Origin of the sequence: Nocardia sp. NPDC050712, assembly GCF_040654295.1 — a bacterium.
In the GTDB taxonomy this organism is placed as follows: Bacteria; Actinomycetota; Actinomycetes; order Mycobacteriales; family Mycobacteriaceae; genus Nocardia.
Genome location: NZ_JBFAHT010000003.1, coordinates 596,581 through 621,725 on the forward strand (window position 1 = coordinate 596,581; position 25,145 = coordinate 621,725).

The 25,145-nt window shown below is 68.8% G+C and carries 23 protein-coding genes; 9 read left to right on the forward strand and 14 right to left on the reverse strand.

The window, feature by feature from the left end; all coding sequences use genetic code 11:
* Nucleotides 1-13 precede the first annotated feature (13 nt).
* The 5 genes from AB0H76_RS23200 to AB0H76_RS23220 form a co-directional block, all read right to left on the reverse strand.
* Nucleotides 14-328, reverse strand: a complete 315-nt coding sequence (locus tag AB0H76_RS23200; RefSeq protein WP_357327545.1) for a hypothetical protein — start codon at nt 326-328, stop codon at nt 14-16.
* Nucleotides 329-572: 244 nt separating this feature from the next.
* Nucleotides 573-818, reverse strand: a complete 246-nt coding sequence (locus AB0H76_RS23205) for a hypothetical protein (RefSeq protein WP_357327548.1) — start codon at nt 816-818, stop codon at nt 573-575.
* A 326-nt stretch (nt 819-1,144) separates the two neighbouring features.
* Nucleotides 1,145-2,353, reverse strand: coding sequence for an ATP-binding protein (locus tag AB0H76_RS23210; protein WP_357327551.1), 1,209 nt, complete (start codon nt 2,351-2,353; stop codon nt 1,145-1,147).
* A 74-nt stretch (nt 2,354-2,427) separates the two neighbouring features.
* Nucleotides 2,428-2,814 (reverse strand): DUF4234 domain-containing protein, encoded by a 387-nt coding sequence (locus AB0H76_RS23215; RefSeq protein ID WP_357327554.1) that lies wholly within the window; start codon nt 2,812-2,814, stop codon nt 2,428-2,430.
* Nucleotides 2,815-2,991: 177 nt separating this feature from the next.
* The gene (locus AB0H76_RS23220; RefSeq protein ID WP_357327556.1) at nt 2,992-3,372 is read right to left on the reverse strand and encodes a helix-turn-helix transcriptional regulator; all 381 of its coding nucleotides are present in this window, start codon (nt 3,370-3,372) and stop codon (nt 2,992-2,994) included.
* 280 nt (nt 3,373-3,652) lie between these two features.
* Between AB0H76_RS23220 and AB0H76_RS23225 the strand changes: the two genes are divergently transcribed.
* A complete protein-coding gene (locus tag AB0H76_RS23225) occupies nt 3,653-3,913 on the forward strand; it encodes a hypothetical protein (protein ID WP_357327559.1) in 261 nt (86 codons plus the stop codon).
* Nucleotides 3,914-3,920: 7 nt separating this feature from the next.
* On the opposite strand, the gene AB0H76_RS23230 is transcribed toward AB0H76_RS23225, so the two are convergent.
* The 3 genes from AB0H76_RS23230 to AB0H76_RS23240 all read right to left on the reverse strand — a co-directional run bounded on the left by AB0H76_RS23230 (nt 3,921) and on the right by AB0H76_RS23240 (nt 7,168).
* Entirely contained in the window at nt 3,921-4,502 is a 582-nt protein-coding gene (locus AB0H76_RS23230) for an ImmA/IrrE family metallo-endopeptidase (RefSeq protein WP_357327562.1), read from the reverse strand.
* Between the two features lie 79 nt (nt 4,503-4,581).
* Nucleotides 4,582-4,761 (reverse strand): hypothetical protein, encoded by a 180-nt coding sequence (locus AB0H76_RS23235; protein WP_357327565.1) that lies wholly within the window; start codon nt 4,759-4,761, stop codon nt 4,582-4,584.
* Nucleotides 4,762-4,981: 220 nt separating this feature from the next.
* On the reverse strand, nt 4,982-7,168 hold the full coding sequence (locus tag AB0H76_RS23240; RefSeq protein WP_357327568.1) for a VanW family protein: 2,187 nt from the start codon (nt 7,166-7,168) through the stop codon (nt 4,982-4,984).
* A gap of 301 nt (nt 7,169-7,469) precedes the next feature.
* On the opposite strand from AB0H76_RS23240, the gene gnd reads away from it, so the two are divergent.
* Together gnd and AB0H76_RS23250 are read left to right on the forward strand one after the other, a co-directional pair.
* On the forward strand, nt 7,470-8,498 hold the full coding sequence (gene gnd, locus AB0H76_RS23245) for a phosphogluconate dehydrogenase (NAD(+)-dependent, decarboxylating) (RefSeq protein WP_357327571.1): 1,029 nt from the start codon (nt 7,470-7,472) through the stop codon (nt 8,496-8,498).
* 160 nt (nt 8,499-8,658) lie between these two features.
* Entirely contained in the window at nt 8,659-10,413 is a 1,755-nt protein-coding gene (locus tag AB0H76_RS23250) for an SDR family oxidoreductase (protein WP_357327574.1), read from the forward strand.
* A gap of 56 nt (nt 10,414-10,469) precedes the next feature.
* On the opposite strand, the gene AB0H76_RS23255 is transcribed toward AB0H76_RS23250, so the two are convergent.
* The gene (locus AB0H76_RS23255; RefSeq protein ID WP_357327577.1) at nt 10,470-11,783 is read right to left on the reverse strand and encodes an acetyl-CoA C-acetyltransferase; all 1,314 of its coding nucleotides are present in this window, start codon (nt 11,781-11,783) and stop codon (nt 10,470-10,472) included.
* A gap of 175 nt (nt 11,784-11,958) precedes the next feature.
* On the opposite strand from AB0H76_RS23255, the gene AB0H76_RS23260 reads away from it, so the two are divergent.
* Both AB0H76_RS23260 and AB0H76_RS23265 read left to right on the forward strand, forming a co-directional pair.
* Nucleotides 11,959-13,311 (forward strand): 3-oxoacyl-ACP reductase, encoded by a 1,353-nt coding sequence (locus AB0H76_RS23260; protein WP_357327580.1) that lies wholly within the window; start codon nt 11,959-11,961, stop codon nt 13,309-13,311.
* On the forward strand, nt 13,308-14,177 hold the full coding sequence (locus AB0H76_RS23265; RefSeq protein WP_357327583.1) for a MaoC/PaaZ C-terminal domain-containing protein: 870 nt from the start codon (nt 13,308-13,310) through the stop codon (nt 14,175-14,177). Before AB0H76_RS23260 ends, AB0H76_RS23265 begins: the two co-directional genes overlap by 4 nt.
* 55 nt (nt 14,178-14,232) lie before the next feature.
* On the opposite strand, the gene AB0H76_RS23270 is transcribed toward AB0H76_RS23265, so the two are convergent.
* The 3 genes from AB0H76_RS23270 to AB0H76_RS23280 all read right to left on the reverse strand — a co-directional run bounded on the left by AB0H76_RS23270 (nt 14,233) and on the right by AB0H76_RS23280 (nt 17,377).
* Nucleotides 14,233-15,429: a DUF5685 family protein gene (locus AB0H76_RS23270; RefSeq protein ID WP_357327586.1), complete on the reverse strand. Its 1,197-nt coding sequence runs from the start codon at nt 15,427-15,429 to the stop codon at nt 14,233-14,235.
* A 115-nt stretch (nt 15,430-15,544) separates the two neighbouring features.
* Entirely contained in the window at nt 15,545-16,144 is a 600-nt protein-coding gene (locus AB0H76_RS23275; RefSeq protein WP_357327589.1) for a TetR/AcrR family transcriptional regulator, read from the reverse strand.
* A gap of 84 nt (nt 16,145-16,228) precedes the next feature.
* The gene (locus tag AB0H76_RS23280) at nt 16,229-17,377 is read right to left on the reverse strand and encodes a glycoside hydrolase family 3 N-terminal domain-containing protein (RefSeq protein WP_357327592.1); all 1,149 of its coding nucleotides are present in this window, start codon (nt 17,375-17,377) and stop codon (nt 16,229-16,231) included.
* Between the two features lie 131 nt (nt 17,378-17,508).
* Between AB0H76_RS23280 and AB0H76_RS23285 the strand changes: the two genes are divergently transcribed.
* Nucleotides 17,509-17,988, forward strand: coding sequence for a universal stress protein (locus AB0H76_RS23285; RefSeq protein WP_357329828.1), 480 nt, complete (start codon nt 17,509-17,511; stop codon nt 17,986-17,988).
* 3 nt (nt 17,989-17,991) lie between these two features.
* Here the strand turns inward: AB0H76_RS23285 and AB0H76_RS23290 are convergent, their stop codons facing one another.
* A complete protein-coding gene (locus AB0H76_RS23290; RefSeq protein WP_357327595.1) occupies nt 17,992-18,291 on the reverse strand; it encodes a DUF6506 family protein in 300 nt (99 codons plus the stop codon).
* Nucleotides 18,292-18,375: 84 nt separating this feature from the next.
* Nucleotides 18,376-19,245 carry a LysR family transcriptional regulator gene (locus tag AB0H76_RS23295; protein WP_357327598.1) on the reverse strand — a complete coding sequence of 290 codons (870 nt, stop codon included), beginning with the start codon at nt 19,243-19,245 and terminating at the stop codon, nt 18,376-18,378.
* Between the two features lie 99 nt (nt 19,246-19,344).
* Here AB0H76_RS23295 and AB0H76_RS23300 point away from each other — a divergent pair, with 99 nt between their 5' ends.
* The 3 genes from AB0H76_RS23300 to AB0H76_RS23310 all read left to right on the forward strand — a co-directional run bounded on the left by AB0H76_RS23300 (nt 19,345) and on the right by AB0H76_RS23310 (nt 25,137).
* Entirely contained in the window at nt 19,345-20,442 is a 1,098-nt protein-coding gene (locus AB0H76_RS23300; RefSeq protein ID WP_357327601.1) for an isochorismate synthase, read from the forward strand.
* A gap of 138 nt (nt 20,443-20,580) precedes the next feature.
* Nucleotides 20,581-20,748, forward strand: a complete 168-nt coding sequence (locus tag AB0H76_RS23305; RefSeq protein WP_357327604.1) for a DUF2613 domain-containing protein — start codon at nt 20,581-20,583, stop codon at nt 20,746-20,748.
* A gap of 120 nt (nt 20,749-20,868) precedes the next feature.
* On the forward strand, nt 20,869-25,137 hold the full coding sequence (locus tag AB0H76_RS23310) for an alpha-(1->3)-arabinofuranosyltransferase (protein WP_357327607.1): 4,269 nt from the start codon (nt 20,869-20,871) through the stop codon (nt 25,135-25,137).
* The last annotated feature ends 8 nt before the right edge of the window (nt 25,138-25,145 follow it).

The following is a 25,145-nucleotide window of genomic DNA, read 5'->3' on the forward strand; positions in this document are numbered from 1 at the left end:
TACGCGCGCTGAATTACTTCGGCAGCGGGGTCGGGTTGCCCGAGCCGGTCGAGAGCAGCTTGCCCAGCAGGGTGCCGAAGTTGGCGGAACCGGTGGCCGAGCCCGAGGTGGTCTCGATCGGGCTGGTGGTGCTGCTCTTGGGCAGCGGGGTCGGGTTGCCCGAGCCGGTCGAGAGGAGCTTGCCCAGCAGGGTGCTGAAGTTCGCGAGGCCGGCCGCCGAACCCGTGGGGGCGGGGGCGGGGGTGGTATCGGCCGAGGCCATACCGGCACCGGCGAAAAGGAAACCGGCGGTCGCGACGGCGACACCCAGTGCACGGAACTTGCTCATGGATTAACTCTTCTTCCCTCATCGAACAATCCAGCCGCGGCTTGCGGCGGAGACTCGCTCTTTGTATCACCCGAATTGGTCGGCACCCCACGCCTCGGTGAACTCCATGCAAACGATCGGTGCCGGTTTGTTCACCGGCAAACCGGTATGACCTGGGCGAAAGCCGCGCGATGAAAAATATGAATCCAAGAGAACAAAATGCCCCACTCCTAAATCGGAGTGGGGCATCGGACCGTGCGGCGAATTACGCGCCGGTACCGGTTCCGTCGCCGGCGCCGCCGTCACCGGTGCCGCCGCCGGTGCCCGGATCGGCCTTGCCCGAGGAGCCGCTGATCAGCTTCTGCAGGAGGTTGATGACCTGCGTCGCGGAGCCGGTGTCGGTCGGGGTGGGAGTCGGGGTGGTTTCCTCGGCTCCGGCCACACCGGCGCCGCCGAGCAGGATGGCGGCAGCAGCGGCACCGGTGATCACGAACGCACTGATCTTCTTCATGAAAAGCGTTTCCCCTCAGAGAGTTTCACATGTTGCCGACAATGCGGCCGACGACTCCGTCAGTCCTATCACGACTCCTGTCGCGCAATGGAATACGAACTCGATGAGTGAGAAACAGGCCAATAGCTCAGCATTAACGAGTCCTTCAATTCGAAACCTCGAGGCTTTTGCCTCGCGCCCGAGGACGGGGCTCCGCCGGGACACCACTTTCCGCCAGCCCCCAACTCCGGTGTCAGCGTCACCATCGGCAGCAATCGACAAGTTACGGTGAGACATCTTTCACAGCAATGAACCTGTAACATTCATCAGCAGTTCACGATTGGGCCTTACCGTGGCTTTCTGCGCTTCATGTAGCGGGCCAGCTCGTCGTACGTACCGTCGCCATTGGCGAATTCCACGACATTGCGCGCGGATTCGAACCAGGCCCCCGCACTGGGCCGAATCCGGGATAACGCCTGCTCCATATCGGCCATCCGGACCGGGCGAACAGTTCCACTGCGAATCGCGTCGGCCATCGCCAGCTGCGTGGCCGACGTGCAGACATGCGCCAAATCCGCGCCGGAGAAGCCCTCCGTGCGCTTCGCGATCGCGCCCAGATCGATTCCCTCGACCGGACGCTCTTTCAAGTGGTGGCGCAGAATACGCACGCGTGCTTCCGGATCCGGCAGTGTCACCAGGATCATCCGGTCGAAACGACCGGGGCGGCGCAGCGCCACATCGATATCCCACGGGTGATTGGTCGCACCCAGAACGTAGACGCCCTCGTTGCCGCCGGTGACCGAATCCATCTCGGTCAGCAGCTGATTCACTACGGTTCGCATGGTCGACGAGCCCGACAGCTGACTGCGTTTATGCCCGAGCGCGTCGACCTCGTCGAGAAAGAGCACGCACGGTGCGTTGCGCCGCGCCACCTCGAAGATCTCGTGCAGATTCCGTTCGCTGGCACCGGTGTAGATATCGAGAATGTCGGTGATCTCGATCGGATAGAAATTCGCGCCGAGCTCACCGGCGACGGCGGAGGCGAGGAACGTCTTACCGACGCCGGGCGGCCCGTACAGCAGCAGGCCGCCCCGAGCACTGGTCCCGAAGGCTTTGGCCAGCTCGGGATTCCGGAGCGGGCCCAGCAGCGACAGCTCCAACTGCCGCTTCACCTCCTCCATCCCGCCGACGTCGGCGAGAGTGATCTTCGGCTGCCCGAACCGTCCGACATCCCCCACCGCGACCGCCACCGGCTCCCCGTCGTCGACGAAGGCCGGGGCGATGATGTCCGCGACCTCGCGCTCCGCGGCCGTCCAATCGAACCCGCCGGTCGTCGCCGGCGGCGCGGCGGCCAGACCCGCGGTGCACAGCCGCAACAGCTCCAGCACCTGCTCGTTGCCCGGCTCCTGCCCGAGCGCGGTGGCACAGTGTGACAACGCCTCCGTGTATCGCCCACCCGCGGCCAGCAATTCGATGACCCGCACCCGCAGCGGCAGCACCTCGGGGCTGCGCTCGAGCACCGCCAGCAGTTCGGTGAGTACCGGATCCTCGTGCACAACGCCCCCAGAAATTCGCTCGGCAAACAGAAAAAGAGCCCGGACCCCGCGGGGTCCGGGCTCTGAAACGCAGACTACTGCTGCGGATCGATCCGATCGGCGATCTTGTTCAGCTCCAGCTGGTAGTACAGGATGCCGAGGCCGAAGACGAGGTTCAGCAAGAACCCGAACACCGGCTTGCAGGTACCCTCCAGACCTGCGGACTCCTGCGCCTCACTGATCCGGGAACCGGTGCGCCAGAAACTGATCAGCGCGCCGATCCCCGTCCACCCGAGGAAAATCATCACCAGCAGCGGCCCCGAAACCGGAGCATTCGCATCCCGCTTGAGGTCCGCCATCTCGCGATGAATCTTGTAGTACCAGACAAAGAAGTAGATCCCCAGCGTGATCAGCGGGAACACCAGCCACGTCAACAGCGGACTACGGCGCTGAATCGGCGAGATGGTTTGCGTGGTGGTCATTTCGATCCTGTCATCGTTCAGACAAAGCACGGTTCAGCCCGCATGAACGGCACCTCCCCGGGAGGGAAGGTACCGCACTGCGCAGCGATATGCGTTGCCTGACAATAAGTCTCGATGGTCCATGCAAAACGAATCTTGCAAATTCGAACCACCGAATTCGATCGATTACCCGGTAATTCAGCGGGCGCGTAGACCCGCGACGAACGCGGCCACCTTGCCGAGGTCGTCATCGGACAGGCCGGACAGATCGACGGCCGTGCCCAGGCGACGACCTGGCGCCGCACTGGCGGTCGGCGTCTCGAATCCGGTCTTACGCAGCAGCGGGCTCGGATCGATACCCACTGCCATCGCCATGGCCTGCAATGTTCTCGCGGTGGTACGGACGACGACCTTCCTCTCCCCCTTGTACTGCGTGCCAAGCTCAACCTGGGTCCACAAGCTGACGCTGATGCCGGCCTCCCTCGCCGCGGCGTCACGAGACAGGCCTTTGACCTGCCGAGCTTCCCGGATCGCCGCGCTGATCTCCCTTGGCACCGGGGCGCTTTGACGACTGCTCATGCAGACATAGTAGGTCATTACCTGCATTTACACATATTTCTGTATGTACTGCCACTTGGGGTTTAGCTGCCCTGCCGCATGGGTATCTACCTGCGCTTCAGCGTTTTACCGCCGTTTCCGATCGAATCCGACACACCGAGGACTCCAGTCTTCACTTGCAGATTGCATGCACTGTATCTAGCATCGTTGCAAGGGGGCGCCGCCTCTGCGGCTGTCACGCCGCACTGTTTGTGCTGGTCGCGGTCATTTCTGGACCGCTTGTTCGTTTCGAAGGGTTGCCATGTCCGTCTTCTACACCGAGTTGCCTGCGCCGCAGACTCGGGCGCGCGAACGCGCCAACCGAGAGTTCGCGGCCGAGCTACGCCGCAATCCCGGACAGTGGGCCGTGTACCCCTGGCACACCAGGTCACCGCACTCCACCAAGCATCGGCTGCGGAACGGGATGTCTGCGGCATTCGGCGCCGGTTTCGAGTCCGAGGTGCGGGGTGGCACCGTGTACGTCCGGTACAACCCGGCGGTTCCGCTGGATCTGATCGCCTAGGTCGATCTCAGCGGTAGGCGATGATGTCGGGTATCGCGGTCCGAAGCGCTTCGGCGAACTTCCGGTGCACCGGAACAGGTTCCGCATTGGTCCAGATACAACTGAGCGGCATCGGATCCGCACCCGCATCCGCCCAATTGAGCCGATTGACATTATCGGCGGGAATCTCGCGGCGCTCGATCCGCGAAAGTGAACGCAAACGATAGCGGACAGTATCGGGGTTGACCTGCAGCCATTCCGCGGCTTCCTCTATGCCACGGTATCGCGACAACGCCACCTTGAGTTCTTCGACCGGTATCAGATTGCGGCACGCGGCTTCGTAAACACGCAGTTCAGTACTGAGGCGAGATTCCCGCCCCATTCGGGCTTTTCGAACTGTTTCGGTATGCTCCAATTGCGCGTGTGCCATAGCATGCGCCAAACCTTCGCGGCGATCCAACGCGGACAACTCCGCGGTAATCATGATCGCGCGATGCTCCGGATCCCAAATAACAATCTCTGAATCAAATGCGAGATCAGCGATTGTGATGTCGAGTTTTGCGGCGTGTGTGCGGGCATCGTACCTGGCCTTGGCCCTGCGACCGGGCATGATGCTGACACCTCTTCAACACTCGATTTCTGTGGAACCTCGTATGCCGCTATCCAGTTCGGCCCGCTACTCGGAGCTGTTACCGAAGTGTGGCAAGGAACTCATCGATGAGACATTTGTCGTGCTGGTTCAGGTCCGAAAGGTCGCCCGCCCGCGCCTGCACAGGCTTTTCCTCGAGGCTCGCCTGCTCGGCATCCCACGGCGCGGTAAGACCGCCATCGGAGTCCTCAGGCGAGTGCGGACCGAGCTCGAACGTCATAGGAACAAGCATACTGCCCATTCTCGAACGGCTCTTATCGCAGGGGGGACCGGCATTCCCGGTGCTGCGGCCACTCTTTGTGACATGCACGTACTTCAGAACTTCTACCCTGAAATATCCGGCGTTACAAGGTCTTTCGCCCTCGACCGGGCGAGATACTACCGTGACCGGGGCCCGGGGAATGCGCATGTCATTCCCCGGGAATCATCCGTTCCGGCGGCTACTCACACTTCACGACCGGGATGGGGTCGTACTTGACGGTGCGGGTGTGGCGGGAGACTTCCTTGCCGGATTTGCGGTCCTTGATGACGCGGGTGTCGGAGATGGTGAAGCCGGGGGCGCCTTCGGAGGCGATGCAGTCCTTGCCCTTGGGCAGGGTGACGGTGTTCGGCTCGGTGGGCTTGGATTTCTCGCCGGTGATGGATTCGACCTCGACGGTCTTGGTGCCCCAGATGCGGACCGTGATGTCGGAGCCGGTGGCGGTGGTTTCGATGTAGAGGCCGTTGGGGGTGTTGTTGCGGAATTGGAGGTCGATGGCGCCGTCGAAGACGGTGGCCTCGCGGGCCGCGGGGTACCGGGAGATGTAGTAGCTGTGCTCGGTGTGCCCGGCGTCTTCCAGGCCGGCGAAATAGGCGGCGTTGTACAGCGTGGTGGCGAACTGGCTGATGCCGCCGCCGACGGCGGTGCTGGGGCGGCCGTGGTCGATGATGCCGGACTCGACATAACCCTCGGCGACGCCGCGCGGGCCGGTGAATTCGTTGAGGGAGAAGACATCTCCGGGCTTGACGACCGCGCCGTTGACCTTCGCCGCGACGGTGCGGATATTGACGCCGGAGGGGCCGCTGAAGCCGCCGGTGGTGAACGAGCCCATCGGCTCGACGATCTTCAGGGCCGCCGCGGCGTCGGTGGTGAGCTTGGGCTCGACCTTCTCGTAGACCGCGGGCGTGCTGCGCTGAGTCGTCGAAACCAGCAGGGCCGGAAGCTTTTCCAGCGTTTTCTCCCAGTTCACCTTGTTGCCGACGACGGCGGGCACGACGCGGGCCGCGCCGCCGGTGAAGGCGAAGGTGGCGTCCTTCGGCTCGATCTCCGAGGGGGCGAGCTGCGGCGCCAGCAGGCCGGTGGCGGCCGCCTGGTCGTACTTCGGCGCGAGGCCGCCCTGGCCGTCGGGAATGAAAGTCAGCACGGTCGCGATCTGGGCCGGGTCGAGTTTGGCGCTCGCCTCCTTGCCGGTGGCGTCCTTGCCGGTGAAGACCACATCGGCGGAGACGGCGGGGATGGCGATCTCGTTCAGCGCGCGAGTGAGGGCTTCCGGCTGGACGGTGACGGGAGCCGGGTGGACCGGGAGTTCGAGCGCCGCGCCGAGCACCCAGTTGTCGATCAGGATGGTGCGCGCGGCGGGAGCGTCGAGTTCGCGGCCGGGCACCGGCGGCACGGCCACCGGTTTGGTGCCCTGGAATTCGATGGTGCCCTCGACGGTGGGGCGGTCGTGCACGCGCAACGCGGTGAACTGCTGATCCAGGGCGCCCTCGTCGACGCGGCTGGCCACCGGGACGGTGCGCATGGTGAACATCGACGCGAACCGGGTGAACGGATTGAGGGGCTGGCCACCGATGTTGTCCCAGGTGGCGTCCCAGTCGAAGTCCAGGCCCGCGGCGCTGGGGACGATCTTGGTCTGCACGTCGCCGATTCGGATCGGGAGTTCCTGGCCGGATCGACCGGCCAGGGCGGCCCGCAGTTTGGCGTCCGCGGCGGCGGTATCCATGCCGCCGATGTCGACTCCGGCGACGACGGTGCCGCGCGGCACCTCACCGGAGGAGCGCACCAGATCGGTGGCGTAGCCGATGACGCCGACGGCGAGCAGGGCGCCGGCGGCGATGCCGACGCGGCGGGCGGCCGGGGATTTCCACCAGCTCTGCCCGGCCGGCTCGGGCGTGCGACGCACGGGACGCAGGACCTCGGTCGGCGGATCCTCGATCCGGCGCTGATCGGAAAACGCGCGCTGCTCCGAAGACTGCCACTGCTCTGAGGTCGGGCGCTGCTCTGAGGTCGGGCGCTGCTCTGAAGTAGGCCACTGCTCCGAAGCCGGGCGCTGTTCCGAAGTGGGCCACTGCTCTGAAGCCGGGCGCTGCTCCGTGGACGGCCACGGCTCCGAATGTGGACGCTGCTCGGCAGACGAACGCTCCTCGGAGTAGGCGCGCTGATCGCTGGACGGACGCTGCTCCGGAGCCGGGCGCTGGCCGGTGCGCGACACCTGCTGCAACGGCACCGTCTGGGAATCGCCCTGTGATGCAGCCGACTGTGCGGCCGCGGCTGTGCGATTCGCCTCGAGCAGCCGGCGCAGTGAGACTTCGCCGCCGCCCTGCCCTCGACCGCGGTCGTGGCGTCCGGAACTCGACTCGTTCGTCACGAACCGTCCTCCCCGTGAGTCAGGTGAAAGGCACTCGCCCGGTGCGAGTCTCCGCCCACGATAGTGGTCCATGCCGACACCGTCCGCACTGCACGGACGAGCAGCTATCGGCCCGCAAAACATACGGAAAGGCTCCGCGCAGTTGCCGGGTCGGGGGTCTGGCAACTACGCGGAGCCGATCTGTTTATCGGCGACCCGCTACGCGTGTTACATCCCGCCTCACCGGGTTTCCGGCCCACCGCGCGGGACAATCGGAAATGGACCGGATCACACCACCGCCGTGTAAGAGGAGAGGGATGGCATGCAGCTGGGAATGATCGGCCTAGGCCGGATGGGCGCCAACATCGTGCGCCGCATCGCCAGGGACGGGCACACCGCCGTTGGCCTCGATCGACACCCCGAGAACATCGAGACGCTGCGGGGCGAACTGGGCGAGAAGTTCGACGGAACCACCGAGTTGGCGGAGTTCGTGGCGAAGCTGGAGACGCCGCGGGTGGTGTGGGTGATGATTCCGGCGGGGGCGACCGGTGCGATGGTCGAGCAGCTGGCCGGGCTCCTGGAACCCGGCGACATCGTCATCGACGGCGGCAACAGCCGCTACCACGAGGACATCGCCCGCGCGAAGGAGCTGAAGCCCAAGGGCATTCACTACCTCGACATCGGAACCTCCGGCGGCGTCTTCGGTTTGGAACGCGGGTTCTGCCTGATGATCGGCGGCGAGTCCGAGCAGGTGAAATACCTCGACCCGCTGCTGAAGTCGATCGCGCCGGGCGTCGAGGCGGCGGAGCGGACGCCGGGCCGCACGGGCGAGCCGTCGGCCGCCGAGCAGGGCTATCTGCACTGCGGGCCCGCCGGGGCGGGACATTTCGTGAAGATGGTGCACAACGGCATCGAGTACGGCGCCATGGCCGCCTACGCCGAGGGCCTGAACATCCTGCACAAGGCCAATATCGGCGCCGAGCACACCGGTCAGTACTCCGCCGAGGAGACACCGCTGGACCACCCCGAGCACTACATGTACGACATCGACATTCCCGAGGTCACCGAGGTGTGGCGCCGGGGTTCCGTGGTCGCCTCCTGGTTGCTGGATCTCACCGCGGGCGCGCTGTACGCGGATCCGACGCTGGAAACCTTCAGCGGCCGCGTCTCGGATTCCGGTGAGGGCCGCTGGACGCTGGACGCCGCGATCGATACCGGGGTGCCGGCGCCGGTGCTCTCGGCGGCGCTGTTCCAGCGGTTCACCTCGCGGGGGGAGGCCCTCTACGCCGACAAGGCGCTCTCGGCGATGCGCAAGGCCTTCGGCGGCCACAACGAGCTGCCCGGCAAGTAGCGCCGCCAATCCCGCAGCAGGGCTCGGTATTTCGGCGGACCGGGCCCTGCTCGACGATGCGGTGGCGCGAGGACGCCGAGGCTGTGGGCTTTCGGGCCGGTCGCGTCTGGGACAGAATGGTGCGGGAGGACCAACGGCGGTCCGGATATGGGGTGAGTCCATGGTCGTCAAACACCTGGTGCGCAACGGTGACGTCGACATCGCGGTGTACGAGCAGGGCACGCCGGACGGGCCGACACTGCTGCTGCTGCACGGCTGGCCCGATACCCATCACCTCTGGGACAACGTGGCGCCGGAGTTCCTCGATCGCTTCCGGGTGCTGAGCGTGGACAATCGCGGCCACGGCGCATCCACCAATCCGCCCGGCTCCCTGGATATCTCGGTGGATCTGCTGGCCCAGGACTACGTCGCGGTGATCGAGGAGCTGAGCCCGGACGAACCCGTGCACGTCCTCGCGCACGACTGGGGCAGCATCGCGATGTGGGAGGTGGTGTGCCGCCCCGACGCGCGCCGGCTGGTCGCGTCCTTCACCTCGGTGTCGGGCCCCAGCCTGGCGCACACCGCGCAGTGGGCACGCAGCCGGCTCGCGCGCCCGACCCCGCGCAATATCGCGCTGCCGCTGGCGCAGCTCGGCTCCTTCGCCTACTCGACCTTCCTCGCCCTGCCGGCGCTGCCGCACGCGGCGATTCGGTTCGGCATGAGCGAAGAACGCTGGCGCGCCATGCTTTCCAACAGCGAAGGCGCGCGGCCCGACAAGATCCACCTCGCGCCGACCTTCAAGCAGGACATGGCGAGTGGGTTGCGCATCTACCGCACAACGTGGTTCGCGAATCCGCTGCGCGCCCGCGACGCGCGCACCGAGGTGCCGGTGCAGATCATCATCGGCACCCGCGATCCCGCGGTGCGCCAATCCGCGTACTCCGACGAGGACCAGTGGGCCGAGGAGGTGTGGCTGCGCGTGGTGCGGGGCGGGCACTGGCTGCCCTTCTCGCATCCGGAACTGCTCGCCTCGGCCACCATGGAGCTGATCGACGCGACCGCGGGCGCGCCACCGGCCCGGAGCTTGCGCCGGGCGCGCATGGGCGCGCACCGTCGGCCGTTCGAGGATCAGCTGATCGTGATCACGGGCGGCGGCAGTGGGATCGGTCGCGAAACCGCGCTGGCCTTCGCGCGCGACGGCGCGGAAATCGTTGTCTCCGATATCGATATCGCGGCCGCCGGGGAAACGGTGGCGTTGCTCGCCAAGGAAGGCGGCGTGGGGCACGCCTATCAACTGGACGTCTCCGACGAGCAGGCGGTGCACGCGCACGCCGAGGCGGTGCTGCTGGAGCACGGCGTCCCCGACGTCCTGGTCAACAACGCGGGCATCGGTCAGGCGGGGCGCTTCCTCGAGACCTCCGCCGCGGACTTCCAGCGCGTCCTGGATGTGAACCTCAGCGGCGTCGTGAACGGCTGTCGCGCCTTCGCCGGCGCCATGGCCGATCGCGGCCTCGGCGGTCACATCGTCAACCTGTCCAGCATGGCCGCCTACGCGCCGCAGCAGGGCTTCACCGCCTACTCCACCAGCAAGGCAGCGGTTTTCATGTTCTCGGACTGCCTGCGCACCGAATTGACCAGCAGCGGCATCGGCGTCAGCACCATCTGCCCCGGCATCGTCCACACCAATATCGTGCGCACCACCCGCATGTCCGGCGTCACCCCCGAGACCGAGGCCCGCATGCAGGAACGCTACGACCGCCTCTACCGCCTGCGCGGCTACACCCCGGACCGGGTCGCCAAACAGATCGTCCGGGCCGTCCAGAAGAACAAGAAGATCGTCCCCGTCACCCCCGAATCCCGCGCCCAGTACTACCTTTGGCGCTTCGCCCCCGCCCTGGTCCGTTTCACCACCGAACGCACCACGCTGATCCGCTGAAACGACACCGCGCCCCGGAACCTGAGTTCCGGGGCGCGGCAGTCCTATTCAGCGGGTCAGCGCTCCAGGATGGCTACGACACCCTGGCCACCGGCGGCGCAGATGGAGATCAGCGCGCGGCCGGAGCCCTTCTCCGCCAGCATCTTCGCGGTCTGGGCCACGATCCGGCCGCCGGTCGCGGCGAACGGGTGACCGGCCGCGAGCGAGGAGCCGTTGACGTTGAGCTTGGAGCGGTCGATGGAGCCGAGGGCGGCGTCCAGGCCGAGGCGCTCCTTGCAGTACTGGTCGGATTCCCAGGCCTGCAGGGTGGCCAGCACGACCGAGGCGAAGGCCTCGTGGATCTCGTAGTAGTCGAAATCCTGCAGGGTCAGACCGTTGCGGGCCAGCATCCGCGGCACCGCGTAGGTGGGCGCCATCAGCAGGCCGTCGGGGCCGTGGATGTAATCGACGGCGGCGACCTCGGAGTCGACCAGGTAGGCCAGGGTCGGCAGGTTGCGCTCGGCGGCCCACTCGTCGGTGGACAGCAGCACCGCGGAGGCGCCGTCGGTGAGCGGGGTCGAGTTGCCGGCGGTCATGGTGGCTTCGCCGGCCTTGACGCCGAAGACCGGCTTCAGGGTGGACAGCTTCTCGATGGTGGAGCCCGGACGCAGGTTGTCGTCCCGGGTCAGCCCGAGGAACGGGGTGATCAGGTCGTCGAAGAAGCCACGGTCGTAGGCGGCGGCCATGTTCTTGTGCGACAGGTAGGCCAGCTCGTCCTGGGCCTCGCGGGCGACGCCGAACTCCTTGGCGGTGATGGCGGCGTGCTCACCCATCGACAGGCCGGTGCGCGGCTCGGCGTTGCGCGGGATCTCGATGCCGACCATGGACGGGCGCAGCTGGCCGACCAGCTTGAGCCGGTCCTTGTTGGACTTGGCGCGGTTCGCGTCCAGCATCCACTCGCGCATGGTGTCGCTGACGCCGATCGGGGCATCCGAGGTGGTGTCGGTGCCGCCGCCGACGCCCGCGTCGATGCGGCCCGCGGCGATCGCGTCACCGACGGTGACGATCGCCTGCAGGCCGGTGCCGCAGGCCAGCTGCAGATCGTGGGCCGGGGTGTAGGGGCTGAGCTTGGAGCCGAGCACGCTCTCGCGGATCATCCCGTGCTCGCCGACGCGCTTGAGCACGGCGCCACCGGCGACCATGCCCAGCCGCTCGCCCTGCAGGTTGAACCGGCTCACCAGACCATCGAGCGCGGCAGTGAACATGTCCTGGTTGGACGCGTGCGCGTAGGCCTTGTCGCTGCGCGCGAACGGAATCCGGTTACCGCCAACGATGGCAACGGGCTTCGGCTGCTTCGCGGGCTTCTTCGCCGAACGGGCTTTGCTAGTCACTCGAGTCTCCACGGTCTCGTCGGATGTCGGGGGTAAAGCGCCCCGCCGGTGTTGGTTTACTTTAAACTTACTCTGGAGTAAGTTCATTGTCGACACCGTACCCCGTGACGTGCGCAATCGCCCCTGGGGCCACGGCAGTGAACGAGACAAAAACACGACAGAAAAGGTAGGAACAGTGGCCAAGAGTAAGGGTGCTCCCAACCTCTACGGATCGTTCGTACACTCCGCGCCCGGGCAGTTCCTGGCCAGCAAGTTCGGGCTGCCGCAGCCGGAGAACCTGCGCCGCTACAAAGCGGGCGAGGCGCCGCTGAGCGGGCCGGTGCTGATCGGCGGCAAGGGCCGCGTCGCGGAGCCGGTGCGGAACCTGTTGTCCGACTACACCTTCGCCGACGCGCTGAGCCAGGGCACCAAGTACGGCGCGCTGGTCTTCGACGCGACCGGCATCGGGTCCATCGAGGACCTCTCCCAGCTCTACGAATTCTTCCAGCCGGCCATGCGCAGCCTCGGCGCGTCCGGCCGCATCGTGGTCGTCGGCACCACCCCCGAGCTCACCGGCAGCGTCGACGAGCAGATCGCGCAGCGCGCGCTCGAGGGCTTCACCCGCTCGGTCGCCAAGGAACTGCTGCGCGGCTCCACCGCCCAGCTGGTGTACCTCTCCCCCGAGGCCTCGGCCGCGGCCTCCGGCCTGGAATCGACACTGCGCTTCCTGCTCTCGGCCAAGTCGGCGTTCGTCGACGGCCAGGTCTTCCGGGTCGGCGCCGCCGATTCCGTGGCACCGGCCAGCTGGGACAAGCCGCTGGCCGGCAAGGTCGCCGTGGTCACCGGCGCCGCCCGCGGCATCGGCGCGACCATCGCCGAGGTGTTCGCACGTGACGGCGCGACCGTGATCGTGGCCGACATCCCGGCCGCCGGCGAGGCGCTCTCCGCGACCGCCAACAAGGTCGGCGGCACCGCGCTCGCGCTCGACGTCACCGCGGCCGACGCCGCGGAGAAGCTGGCCGAATTCGCCACCGAGCGTTTCGGCGGCATCGACATCGTCGTGCACAACGCCGGCATCACCCGCGACAAGCTGCTCGCCAACATGGACGAGGGCCGCTGGAACTCGGTCCTGAACGTGAACCTGGCGGCGCCGCACCGGATCACCGAGGGCCTGGTGGCGCGCGGCGCGCTCAAGGAAGGCGGCCGCGTCATCGACGTGTCCTCCATCGCGGGCATCGCGGGCAACCGCGGCCAGACCAACTACGGCGCCTCCAAGGCCGGCGTCATCGGCATGGTCAACGCCGAAGCGCCGAAGCTGGCCGAGAAGGGCATCACCATCAACGCGGTGGCGCCGGGCTTCATCGAGACCGCGATGACCGCCGCCATCCCGCTCGGCACCCGCGAGGCCGGCCGGCTGATGAGCTCGCTGCTGCAGGGCGGCCAGACCGTCGACGTGGCCGAGACCATCGCCTACTTCGCCAGCCCGGCGTCGAACGCGGTGAGCGGCAACGTGGTTCGGGTCTGCGGTCAGTCCCTGATCGGAGCATGATGACGCAGATGATCACGCTCACCGAACCACCCAAGAACAGCGGCCTTTTCGTCAAGGCCGCACTGGGCGCCGTTCCGGTGCCGCTGCTTTCGGCCCGCCCGAACAAGCTGCCCGACCGCGTGGTGCGGCTGGAAGGCTTCCGGGTCGATCCCGATCACCTGGCCGCCTACTGCCGGGCCACCGGCCTGCGCTTCGGTGACGCCCTGCCCCTGACCTACCCGTTCGTGCTCAGCTTCCCGCTGGCCATGCAACTGGTGGTGGCCCGCGACTTCCCGTTCGTCGCGGTCGGCGCGGTGCACGCGGAGAACCGGATCGAGCGCACCCGCGAGATCTCGGTGGCCGAGCCGCTGGATTTCGAAACCCACATCGAGAACCTGCGCGAGCACCCCAAGGGGCTGCTGGTCGACGCCATCACCGAGATCAAGGTCGGCCGCGAACTGGTGTGGCGGCAGGTCACCACGTTCCTGCACCAGCAGCGCACCTCGCTGTCGGGTGGACCCAAGCCCGAGCCCAAGCCGGACGAGGTGCCCCCGCCGCCGATGCGGACCTTCCGGGTCGACCAGAAGACCATCAGCCGGTACGCGGCCGCCTCCGGCGACCACAACCCGATCCACACCTCCGGGTTGGGCGCCAAGGCTTTCGGCTTCCCGAAGCCGATCGCGCACGGCATGTGGTCGGCGGCCAACATCCTGGCCAACATCGAAGGCCGGGTGCCCGACCAGGCGACCTACGCGGTGAAGTTCGGTAAGCCGATCTTCCTGCCGTCCACGGTCAACGTGTACGCCGATCAGGTCGACGGCGGCTGGGATCTGGCGCTGCGGAACCCGAAGAAGGGGTTCCCGCATCTGACGGCCACCCTGCGCTGAGCTGGTTTCACGGACCGCGCCCCGAGTCGAGGACTCGGGGCGCGGTGTCGTTTGCTCAGCAGTCGCAGCCGCAACAGCAGCCGTCGCAACCGCAACCGTCGCAGCAGCCGCCTTCCCCACCGCAGCTACAGCATTCGAAACAAGAGGAGCAGCCGTCCGCGCAGCCACAGGGGTCGTTTTTCCACCATGCCGGCTTCTGCTCGCCGGTGCAGGGACTGCGGTGGTCGGCGCAGCAGGCGTAGCCGGTGCAGTAGACGCCAAGCCCCAGCGCGAGCGATTCGCCGATGCCGGGACGGCGGGGGCCACCGCGGCGCGACGGCCGGTTGGGCGGCAGATGGATCGGGCCGCCTGGGTGGTTGTTCTGTACGGAATGCTCGTGCGAGGTCTTGCAGACGTGGGCGACCGACTCACCGACGCCGGTGCCGAGGCGGCGCAGCAGCGAGGTCAACGGGTCGAGCAGGATCCAGCGGACGGTGGGCACGTCGGCCAGATCCGTCGTGGCGATAGCCCGGCGCAGCTCGGTGTCCGATCGGCGGAGCAGGTCGTAGGCCTCGGGCAGCGCGGTACCGGTCGCGGTGAGCGGGTTGAACCGGCCGTTGGCCAGATCGTCGTCGAGATCTTCGACGGCATCGGCGAGATGGGCGATGCGGCCGAAGTGCCTACCCGCCTCGCGCATCGAATCGACGTTGCCCGGCCGGCCGGCGAGCACCGCGGAGTGCGCGAAGAATTCGGCGGCGCAGATCTGCGTGGGGCCGGTCAGCTCGTCCAGTGAGGCGGTGCCGCGCTGTTCCACCTCGGTTTGCGAGTTGATCGCGGCGACAAGCGGTTCGACATCGAGCCCGATCCGCCCGGCCTGGATTCGGGCCCCGTTGGCCCAGCGCGTGGACATCATCGCCATCGGACGGCGGGCGAGCGCCGCACCGTCCCGGTCCTCGACATGATCGCGAATCTTGGCCGAGCCCAGCAGCAACGACGCCGTCGAAGCCAGCAGCACACCGGGTGAATCCGCGGCCGCGACCTCGGCCCGCTGCATACCGCGCAGGGCGCACCGACCGGCGGTGGTGCGGCGCATCGGCGCGTCCAACTGCGCCTCGGTGAGCACGCTCAGCACGATCGCGTCGGTATTGGTCGCGGTGCGGGCCAATTGCCCCTGCCCCTCGCGCAAGCCCAGGCACAGCCCGCACATGTGAGCCCGCCACTGCGCCGGATCGATCCCATACTTCGCGGCGCCGTGCGAACACGGCTTCAACATCCCGAACAATTCCGCCCCGTTATCCCCCGGCCTCCGCGACCGGTCCGTGCCAGTTGATCTCACGCACCATCGCAGGGCGGCAACGACATTGCAATCGGAAACCGGCGGACCCGCCCTATTCGGCCTTCTTGCGACCCTTCAGACCGCTCCAGGCGAGATCATCGAGCAGATTCACGGCCTCTTCGACTTCGATGCGGCCGCTGGCTACCCGGTCGGCGATGGCCTCGCCGGCGCCGATCACCGCCACCGCGACCACGTCGAAATTGGTGCCCGGCTCGGCGTGCTTGGCGCTGGACTCCAGGAGTTTGGCGGTGAGCTCGATGACGCGCTCGCGGGCGTTCTCGATCTCCGAGGCGAACGCTTGCTGGCCGATCGCCTGCCGGTAGAGCACCTGCCAGGAGCGGCGGTTGGCGTCGACGAAACCGAGGAAACCCTCCAGCGCCGTGCGCACCTGCTCGTGCGGGGACAGCAGCGGGTTGCCCGCGGGGACGACCGATTCGATGAAGCGCAGGCCCTCGCGCTGGATGCAGGCGCGGAACAGTTCGTCCTTGGAGCCGTAGTACAGGTACAGCATCGGCTTGGAGATCTTCGCCTCGGCGGCGATCGCGTCCATCGAGGTGTCGTGGAAGCCTTTGCGCGAGAACACCTCGACGGCGGCGTCGAGCATCTGCTGCTCACGAACCGCCCGGGGAAGTCGCTTCGTTCCGCCCGCCATCCACTGTCTCCTACCGCAAGGTGAAACCCCTATATTACTCCAAGGTAAGTTCGCCGGGCGCGATTTGCTCACCGATCGCCTGACTTAACACTGCGTTGAGATGCCCTTGTACTTCGCCATCCGCAGCACCGACGCGTCGACCTGCGCGCTGGACAGCTTCCCACTGGCCACGGCCTGCTCCAACTGATCGAGCACCTCGGTCACCGCACTGGTATTGATCCAGAGTGCGTTGTCCGCGCCGGCCGTCAACGAGGCTTGCACCGCGTCCGCGATATCCATCCGGGCGGTGATGGCCTTCATGCCGCTCAGGTCGTCGGTGAAGATCACGCCGCCGAACGGTGCCGCACCGTAGCCGGAGCCGTTGCGCAGCAACGCCATCACCTCCGGGCTGATGCTGGCCGGGACGTCCGGGGTGGTCAGTCCGGGCACATCCAGGTGGCCCACCATGACCGCCGCACCGGAACCGATGAGATCGCGGTAGGGCAGCAGATCGGAGTTGATCAGCTCGGCCAGCGGCGGGGTGCGGACCGCACCCTGGTGCGAGTCGCCGGACGCGCTGCCGTGGCCCGGGAAATGCTTCATCACGGTGCCGAGACCGACCTCGGTCATCGCGCGGATGTAGGCGTCGGCGTACTTGGTGACGACCGCGGGATCGTCGGAGAAGGAGCGGTCGCCGATGACGTCGTCGTCCGGCTCGCTGCTCACATCGACATCGGGGGCGAAATCGACGGTGATGCCCAGGTCCTTGAGCTTGCGGCCGCGGACCAGGGTGGCCTCGTAGAACTGCTCCGGAGTCATGGTGGCGGCGGTGACGCGGGCCGACGGTGCGGTGCCGATCAGGTCCTTGACCCGGGAGACGCGCCCGCCCTCCTCGTCGATGGTCACCATCAGCGGGACCTTGGCGGCGGCCTTGACCCCGGCGAGCTGACCACCCGCCAGCATCGCCTTGTCGGTGAAGCTGCCGACGAAGATGCCACCGATCTGCTCGGTACCGACCACCTCGGTCGCGTCGGCGGCGCTGCTGACGCCGACGGTCAGCAGCTGCGCCAGCTTCTGCCGGGGCGTGAACTGGGCCAGGAACTCGGCGTTGCAGTCGCGTTGCACGGGGGTCGCGGACGGGGCCGGACGAGTCGTCGCGGACTCCGCCGACCGGGGGGTGGCGGTGTTGTCACCGGAGCAACCGGTGACCACCGAGGCCAGGACCGCGAGCAGGACGAGAGGCGTCTTCCGCATGGGGATTCACGCTAGTGCGCACCGCGCGACCGGGCTTCCCCGGGTCGGGCGCGGGCCGCGCGCCGGTGCCGCGGGCGGGGGTGCCGGGAGTAATCTGAGTGGATAGCCGAACCCCGCACCGGGAGGTCGCCGTGCCCTGCGATCTGATGCTCATCGCGTACGACGGATCCGAGAACGCCAAGCGCGCCATCGAATACGCCGGCCGGTTTCTCTCGGCGAATCGCGCCGTAGTCCTCACCGCCTGGGAGCCGATGGTGCGCCAGGCCGCGAAGCTCTCGGGCCTGTCCGGGGTGATGCAGCCGGAGTGGATGCCCGACGAGGAAATCGAGGACATCGCCTACGTCGACGCCCGCACCATCAATACCGAGGGCGTGCGGCTGGCCAAGCTCGCCGGGCTCAACGCCGAGGCGCGGACGGCGGAATGCAGCACCACCATCTGGAACACCATCGTCGAGTGCGCCGACGAGCTCGATGTCGACATCATCGTGGCCGGCACCCGCGGCGCCACCGGGGTGCGCGCCCTACTGCACAGCAGCGTCGCGGACGCGGTCCTCAAGCACTGCCACCGGCCGGTGCTGATGGTGCCGCCCGGCAAAGAACCCGCCAGGTAGGGCTCAGCCGAACAGCGCGTGCAGGCCGCTGATCGCCTCGGGGCCGTAGGAGACCGTGCCGACGGGAACCGCCGAGTCGATCGCCGCGAGCACCGCGGCCGTGTCCGCCGCCCCGAAACCGCCGCACAACTCGAGCAGTTGCGCACCGTCGGCCACCAGCCGCCTGGCCACCGCGGGCGCCTGCTCGTGCGCGCCGACGCCGACCAGCACGGTGCGGGACTTGCCGGTGTCGACGATCGAGATGTCGCGGTCCGGATCGCAGCCGTCGGCCACGTAGATGAATGCCCAGTGTTCGAGTGCCATGGTGGCCTCCTTCGAGTCGCGTAGCTCCGAGGAAACGCGACACCGCGTTACGCGTCCACGAGGCAGATCCGCACGGGTCTGCGGTTATGCCTCAGCGGCCAGGTGAGCGGCCAGTTCTGCCAGCCGGGCCGCATTCGGGTGGGCGGCATCCCACACCAGGGCGTGGCGCAGGCGGGGCGGGTCCGGGAGTGCACGCCAGACCACACCGTCGAGCGACTCGTCCCAACGCGGACGGATCGCGATCACCTGCGGCTGTGCCAGTTCGGCGCGGAACAGCGCGCGCCGCGGCGGGCCGACCCGGATCCGGCGCGGGCGCCAGCCCGCTCGGGCAAGCGCGTCGAGGGTGGCGTCGTAGTAGCCGGGGGCCAGGTCGCGGTCGAACCACAGGAGGTCTTGGCCCGCCAGGTCGGCCCATTCGATCGCCCTGTCGGCCAGCGGATGCGCGGTCGACACGAGAACGCCCAACGGCCGGTCGCTGACGACGTGGACCTCGAGTTCGTCGGTGGCGGCAGGCAGGACGATCAATGCCGCGTCGAGGTCCGCGCGACGCAGGGCCGACAGTTGGGCGCTTACCGGCAGATCATGTGCGTCGAGTTCGCCGACCGCGGTGTGGGGGTCAGCGGCGGCGGCGTGCAGGGCGGCGAGGGTCTCCGGGGGTGCGCCGGGGGTGACGCCGATCCGCCACGGCTGGTTCGTGCCGGCGCTCGCGGCCGCCCGCGCGCCCGCGGCGGCGGCGTTCAGAGCTCGGTGCGCGTATGGCAGCAGTGCGTGCGCGGCAGCAGTCGGTGCCATGCCGCGCGGAGTGCGGTCGAATAGTGCTGTCCCGAGCTCTTTTTCGAGTGCGAGGAGCTGCTGGCTCAGGGACGTCGCGCGGATGCCGAGTTCCTCCGCCGCGCGGGTGAGGTGCCGGGTCTCGGCCACCACGCTGAAGTACCGCAGTTGACGCAGTTCCACCGGTCCACACTCCTCGATCCGGCGCGCACGCTACCGGCACTGAGACGTGCGTCGCTGGAGCGGGATCGATACCGGGTCCGGAGTTAGGGTCGAAGGACCATGGACGGATTCCTGCTTGCCCAGCCCGGCGGTGTGATGCGCTGCTCGGGAAGCCGCAGCACCTTCGACGAGGTGGGAGCGGCGGTGGCGGCGTTGCGCGGCGGCGCGACGGAGTTGATCGTCGGTGCGCTGCCGTTCGATCCGGGTCGTCCGGCGGCGCTCACCGCGCCCGCGCGGGCCCGGCATACGGCGGGGCCGTGGCGGCCCGCGGCGCTGCCGGAACTGCCCGCGGTGCGGGTGGTCACCGAGCTGCCGAGCCCGGCCGAGCACATCGCGCGGGTCGCGAAGCTGGTCGAGCAGTTGAACGATCCCGGGCAGCCGCTGCGCAAGGTGGTCGCGGCGAGATCGGTGCTGGCCGAGGCGGATCAGCCGCTGGCGCCGGAGACGGTGGCCGCGCACCTGCTGACCAGGCACCCGATCGCCAACGTGTTCGCCGTCGATCTCTCCCCCGCCGGCCGGCCCGGCGCGACGCTGATCGGCGCCACCCCCGAAGTGCTGGTCGCCCGGCACGGCAGCACCGTCACACTGCGCCCGCTGGCCGGCACCATCCCGCGCTCGGCCGACCCCGACGAGGACGCCGCGCGCGCCCAGGAACTGTTGTCCAGTACGAAGAACCGGGCCGAGCACGCCTTCGTCATCGACTGGATCCGCGAACTCCTCGCCCCCGTCTGCACCGAACTCGACATCCCCGACGGCCCGGAACTGCTGCGCACGCACGAGGTCTGGCACCTGGCCACCCCGATCACCGCGACCGTGCGCGACCCGGCCTTGACCGCACTCGACCTGGCGGTCCTGCTGCACCCGACCCCGGCCGTGTGCGGCACGCCGACCGACCTCGCCCTGGAAACGATCACCGGCACCGAGGAAGACCGCGGCTTCTACGGCGGCGCTGTGGGCTGGTGCGACGCCACCGGCGACGGCGAGTGGGTCGTCGCGATTCGCAGCGCCGAACTGTCCGCCGACGGCCGTTCGGTCCGCGCCTTCGCCGGCGGCGGCATCGTCGCGGCCTCGGACCCGCGCGCCGAACTCGATGAGACGACGGCCAAGTTGCGCACGTTCCTCGGCGGGCTGCGCTGCGAACTGCCGCCGCAGCGGTAGACCCGACCGGAAGTTGCGCCCGATTCCGGGCGTTGTCCCCGGTCGAACCGCGAATCGACGGGCTGAGGGTACGAAGTGATCTGGACTACTGCTAAGTTCCTCGGGAATGTGCCTGCATCAATGTATTGGAGTGCCGCGATGAAGTTTGCTGTTCCTGGGGTTGCGAGTGCGGTCGCCGGCGCCGTGTTGGGCGTCCTGGCTGTGTTCGCGATCACCGCGGCCGTGCAGCAGAACACCCGGCCCGAGCTGGACAAGGGTGACCCGGACTCCTCGCTGCTCAACAACGTTGAGTACGGCGCGCGCTGACCCCGTCCCCGTTCCGGCATGCTCGCGGGCACTGCCCTGCCCGCGCATGTCAGTAGCTGACCCGGCAGGCCCGGGGCTCCGCGTGCGCATCGCGCACCGCCGCCCCGGGCCTGACCTCGTATGCCAGTGACTTCCGCCGCACCCGTCGATGCCCCGCGCACCGAACGCGCGCCGACGGCCGTGCCCGACGTCGCGCCGCTGGGCAAGCGCTGGCTGGCCGGCACTGTGCTCGCGGCGTTCCTGCTCACCTTCTTGCAGGCGCCCGGCAACACGGTCGCCGACACCAAGTACGACCTCGCGCAGAACCCGTTCGGTTTCCTGGAGCGCGCCGCCCATCTGTGGAGCAGTCAGGCTCCGATGGGCCAGGTGCAGAACCAGGCCTACGGCTACTTCTTCCCGCACGGCGCGTTCTTCTCCGCCGGGCACGCGCTCGGCCTGCCCGCCTGGGCGACGCAGCGGATCTGGTGGGCGCTGCTGCTGCTCGCCGGGTTCTGGGGCATCGTCCGGCTCTGCGAGACACTCGGCATCGGCAGCCGCGGCTCCCGGGTCATCGCGGCGATCGCGTTCGCGCTCTCGCCGCGCGTGCTGACCACGCTCGGCTCGATCTCCTCCGAGACGCTGCCGATGGTGCTCGCGCCCTGGGTGCTGCTCGCACCCGCCGCGCTCGGCACCGCCTATCGCAAGCGGGCGCTCGGCGGCACCCGCGGCCCGGCGGGCAGCGCGCTGGCGCTGGCGCTGATGGGTTCGGTGAACGCCGTCGCCACGGTGGCCGCGTTCCTGCCCGCCCTGCTGTGGTGGGGTTCCTACCGACCGAACCGGCGCTGGTGGCGGTTCACGCTGGCCTGGGTGCCGCTGCTGGTGCTCGCGGTGTTCTGGTGGGCGGTGCCGTTGCTGCTGCTCGGCAAGGTCTCGCCGCCGTTCCTGGACTACATCGAGTCCTCCGGGGTGACGACGCAATGGGCGTCGCTGGGTGAGGTACTGCGCGGCACCGACAGCTGGACGCCGTTCGTCTCGCCCGAGCGCATCGCGGGCGCGGTGCTGGTCACCCAGCCCGCCGCCGTGCTGGCCACCGGGCTGCTCGCCGCCGCGGGCATGGCCGGGCTGGCGCTGCGGACCATGCCGTACCGCGGCCGGTTGACGCTGATCCTGCTGGTCGGGCTGGCGGGGATCTGCGCCGGTTATGTCGGGGAGCTGAGCGGTCCGTTCGCGGAATCGGTGCGCGTCTTCCTGGACTCCGGCGGCGCGCCGCTGCGCAACGTGCACAAGCTGGAGCCGCTGATCCGCTTGCCGCTGGTGCTGGGCCTGGCGCATCTGCTGGCCCGGATCCCGCTGCCCGCCTCGGTGCCGCTGCCGGTGTGGCGGCACGCGTTCGCCCATCCCGAGCGGGACCGCCGAGTGGCTGTCGCCGCGCTCATCCTGACCGCGCTGGCGTTGTCGACCTCGCTGGCCTGGACCGGCAAGCTGGCCCCGCGCGGCGCCTACGACGAGGTCCCGGCCTACTGGCAGCAGACCTCGGACTGGCTCGCGCGCAACGCCTCCGACACCCGCGCGCTGGTGGTGCCGGGCGCGCCGTTCGGCAGCCAGGTGTGGGGCCTGACCCGTGACGAACCGATGCAGGCGCTGGCGAGTACGCCGTGGGCGATCCGGGATTCGGTGCCGTTGAATCCGCCGGGCACGATCCGCGCGATGGATTCGGTGCAGCGGCTGATCGCCGACGGCCGCCCCTCGACCGGACTCGCGGCGACGCTGGCCGATCAGGGCATCGGCGTGCTGGTGCTGCGTAACGACCTCGACCCGGAGACCTCGCGCTCGACCCGGCCGATGCTGGCACACCGGGCGATCGAGGGTTCGCCGGGATTGACCAGGGTGGCCGAGTTCGGCTCACCCATCGAGGCTTCCGTGATCGCCGAGGGGCTGGTGGCGGATGGAGATCTGCGGCCCGCCTATCCGGCGGTCGAGATCTACCGGGTCGAGGTGCCGCCGCCGGGCACGCCGATCCAGGTGCGCAGCGGCACGGGCGCGCCGTCCTCGTTCCCCGGGGCCTACACCGTCGGCCTGGCTGACGTGCCGACCGTCCAGGGCGGGCCCGAAGTGCTCGAACGCCTGCGCCGCTCGGGAAACACCGGGTCGCCCAGCCTGCTCGCCGCCGACGCGGCCCGCGCCGGCCTGCCGCCCGGACCCGTGACCATCACCGACACCCCGATGGACCGCGAGACCGACTTCGGCAAGGTCGACAACCACAACTCGGCATTGCGCGCCCCCGACGACCCGCGCCGCACCCACAACCTGGTGCCCGACTATCCGGTCCCGGGCGCGGGCCTGGTGCGCGGCGAATGGTCCGGCGCCACCCTGACCGCGTCCAGCTCGGCCGCCGACGCCACCCAGCTCGGCGGTGCGGCGCCCGGCAGCTCGACCGCCGCCGTGGTCGACGGTGACCTCGCCACCTCCTGGATCAGCAGCGGCATCGACAGCGCGGTCGGGCAGTGGCTGCGCCTGGATCTGGACAAGCCGATCAAGTCCGCCGGTCTGCTCACCCTCACCACCAGCCCGGCCGCTATCGGCGCCCCGGTGAAGTGGATCGAGGTGCGCACCGACAACGGCAGCGTGTCCACCCGGATCAGCGAACCCGGCGAGCCGGTCTCGGTCTCGCTGCCCGTCGGCCGCACCACCTGGCTCACCATCACCGCGATCCGCACCGAGAACAACACCGGCGGCGGCCAATTCGGCCTCAGCGAACTCGCGCTCGAGGATTACAGCGTGCGCGAGGCGCCGCTGCCGGTCGACATCCGGCATCGCACCGTGCTGCCGCCCGTCGCGGCCGGCACCCCGGTGCGCGGCTGGGACCTGGGCCAGGAATTCCCCGGCCGCGCCGCGTGCTTCGACTCCCCCGATCGGGTGCGGTGCAGCAAGAGCCTGGCGCTGGCCGCCGAGGAGCCGGGCACTTTCGAACGCACGCTGCAGGTTCCGGGGCCGATGACCGTCACGCCGGAGCTGACCGTGCGCACCCGGCAGGGTCCGGCGCTGGAGGCGCTGCTCACCGATCGCGCGCGGCCGATCGCGCGCGGCCAGGCCGATGTCGGCGACCTGCGCGGCGCGGCCTTCGCCGCCACCGACGGTGACGTGCGCACCAGCTGGACCGCGCCGGAGGATTCGATCCGCGACTTCACCGGCCCCAAGCCGACACTCACCATCGAACTGCCCGAACCCGCGCTGGTCACCGGGCTGGATCTGACGACGTCGCTGGGCGGGCTGCCCGCCACACCGCTCGCGGTGGCGGTCAACCTGGGCGACGGACCGCAGGTGCGCGAGCTGGATCCGAACGCCGCATCCGGCACCGCCTCCCGGATCGACCTGCACCCGGCGGTCACGGACCGGATCGAGATCACCATCCAGGACTGGCAGCCGGTGCTGGACAAGACCGCACTCGGTTTCGCCATCACGCAGCCGCCCGGCCTGGCCGAGGTCGACGTGCTCGGCCCCGACTATCCGGCGGCCGCGCCCGCGGACCGGCAGCTCACCGTGCCGTGCGCGCTCGGACCGACGATCAATATCGACGGCCGCCTCGTGCGCACCACGGTCACCGCGACGGCGGCCGAGCTGCTGTCGGGCGCGCCGGTGCCCGCGCAGGTCTGCGGCGATGCCGAATCATCCGGGGAACTTCCCCTGTCGACCGGGCGCGCCGATGTGAGTGTCGGGCCCACCGAACTGTTCTCGGTGGACCGGCTGCGCTTGAACCGCACCGGTTTCGACCCCGCGCCGCCCGCGACCCGGGACCGGTTGCTCGTTCTGCCGCTGAGCACGAACGTCGGCTGGCAGGCGACCACCGCCACCGGTCAGCGGCTCACCCCGATCGTGGTCGACGGCTGGCAGCAAGGCTGGATCCTGCCGCCGGACGCGGGCGAGATCACCGTCTCCTTCCCGGACGACCGGTGGTATCGCCTCGGCATCTTCGGCGGGCTACTCCTGCTGATTCCGCTTGCCCTGCTCGCGATTCCGCGTCGTCGGCGCCTGGCCGAGCTCTTCGGCCGCCGACCGCAGTCCGCGGAGCCGGTGGCCCCGGCTGCGTCCAGCGCCTCGGAAGCCCCTGATACCTGGGGCAATCGGGTCGTCGGCGCGCTCGGTCTCGGCGCGGTGGCGACCGTGATCGCCGGACCGGTCGGCGCGGTTCTCACCGCCGCGGGCGTGGCGGCGGCCCGGTTCGCACCGGTCACCGCGAAGTATCTGCCGGTGGTCGCTGGACTCGGGACCGCGCTGTCGGCCGCCGCGCTGTCCACCGGACCGTGGCGCGCACAGGGCGGCTACCTGGGCGGTTCGCTCTGGGTGCAGGTTCCCGCGGTGGTCGCGGTCGTCGCGGTCGGCATCGCCGCACTGCTGCCGCGCCGGAAGTAACCCGGCCG